The organism is Prevotella sp. KH2C16 (assembly GCF_900113305.1).
Classification (GTDB): Bacteria; Bacteroidota; Bacteroidia; order Bacteroidales; family Bacteroidaceae; genus Prevotella.
On sequence record NZ_FOOW01000057.1, the window covers coordinates 1 to 1,321 of the forward strand.

Here is a 1,321-nt window from a genome sequence, read left to right on the forward strand (position 1 = left end):
GGCACAGTTGCAAATATCCGTGGCATAATTTTGTAGTATAGGCCGATATTTTCTTGTTTGATGCTTAAAAGTTCATGAGATGCATTAACTTTGCACCCATGAGTAAGCAAACAGCATTTGATTACAAGATTCTGGCCAGTTACCTTCTTCCCAAAGGTATACTTGAGTTCTTTGACGTGACAGACGTTCGTGAAGACCACACAGGCATTATTGAAGAGACTAGTGATGAGCGTGTCCTTCTCCATATCTATCTTGACGAGAATGACGCTCGTGAAGAAGAGTGGCATGACCTTAAGCCTAATGGTTTCACAGAAAGCCGTCAGGTTAATGACTTTCCTATCCGTGATCACAAGGTCGTTCTTCATGTCAGACGTCGCAGATGGCTAACGGCAGAAGGTAGAAATGTAGTCCTTGATAGGTATTCGTTGCTTGCAGATAACACCAGCTACTCTAAAGAGTTTGCTGATGTCTTAAAAAAAATATTTGGATACCTACCCGATAACGGCCCGCTCGCTGGGGCTATACTTTAAGGTGGATGGCAACAACCTGGAGCGCGCTTACAAGAATCATCTGAGTGGATTCCGCGACTGGGAACAAGCCGACCATGCAGCGGAATGGATACTGATTCCAGAGAATATAGGCAAACGACTTGGTATAGACGAAACCATGCTCCACAAGGACCTGATGACGTTCTTGACCAATAAGGATGGACATGGCAAACGACATACCTTGATTGCTGCCGTAAGAGGAACCAAGGCATCTGATGTTGTCAAGGTGCTTATGCAGATACCGCAGGAGCAGAGAGAACAGGTAGAGGAAGTCACCATGGACTTCTCAGACAGTATGTACGCTATCGTCACAGAGGCCTTTCCAAAGGCGACCATAGTCATCGACTGCTTCCATATCATCAAGCGTTGCATAGAAGCAGTGGAAGAACTCCGACTCAAAGCTAAGCGAGAAGCACAGAAAGCGCTGAACAAAGAGAAAGCCAAGTTCAAGAAGAAACTTGAGCAACTGGTAAAGAGCCGTAAATATTACCGTAAAAAACACCCTAAGAAATACAAAGGCAAGAAGCGCGGACGTAAGCCACAAAGACTGAACAAACGCTTCAGACCAACGATGTTATCCAATGGAGAGTCTGTCATTGAACTGCTGACTAGAAGCAAGTTTTTGCTGAGTGTGAGCGGAGAGAAATGGACTGACAGACAGAAAATACGTGCAAGATTACTCTTTAAACTGTTTCCTAAGATAAAGGATGCATATACGCTTATTTGTAGCCTAAGATGCATATTTAGTAGCAAGGATATTAATCGGACTGCAG

2 protein-coding genes are annotated in these 1,321 nt (G+C 44.2%); both read left to right on the top strand.

All coding sequences use genetic code 11. From position 1 onward, the window contains the following. Window positions 1–98 precede the first annotated feature (98 nt). On the top strand, window positions 99–530 hold the full coding sequence (locus BM114_RS14690) for an ISAon1 family transposase N-terminal region protein (RefSeq protein ID WP_255406549.1): 432 nt from the start codon (window positions 99–101) through the stop codon (window positions 528–530). Beyond that, on the top strand, window positions 484–1,321 hold an 838-nt coding region (locus tag BM114_RS14020), incomplete at its 3' end, for a transposase (protein ID WP_255406550.1). The genes BM114_RS14690 and BM114_RS14020, both read left to right, overlap by 47 nt.

Coding starts and splice junctions, on each gene's coding strand:
- BM114_RS14690 (WP_255406549.1), top strand. CDS start 99: ATGAGTAAGCAAACAGCATTTGATTACAAGATTCTGGCCAGTTACCTT.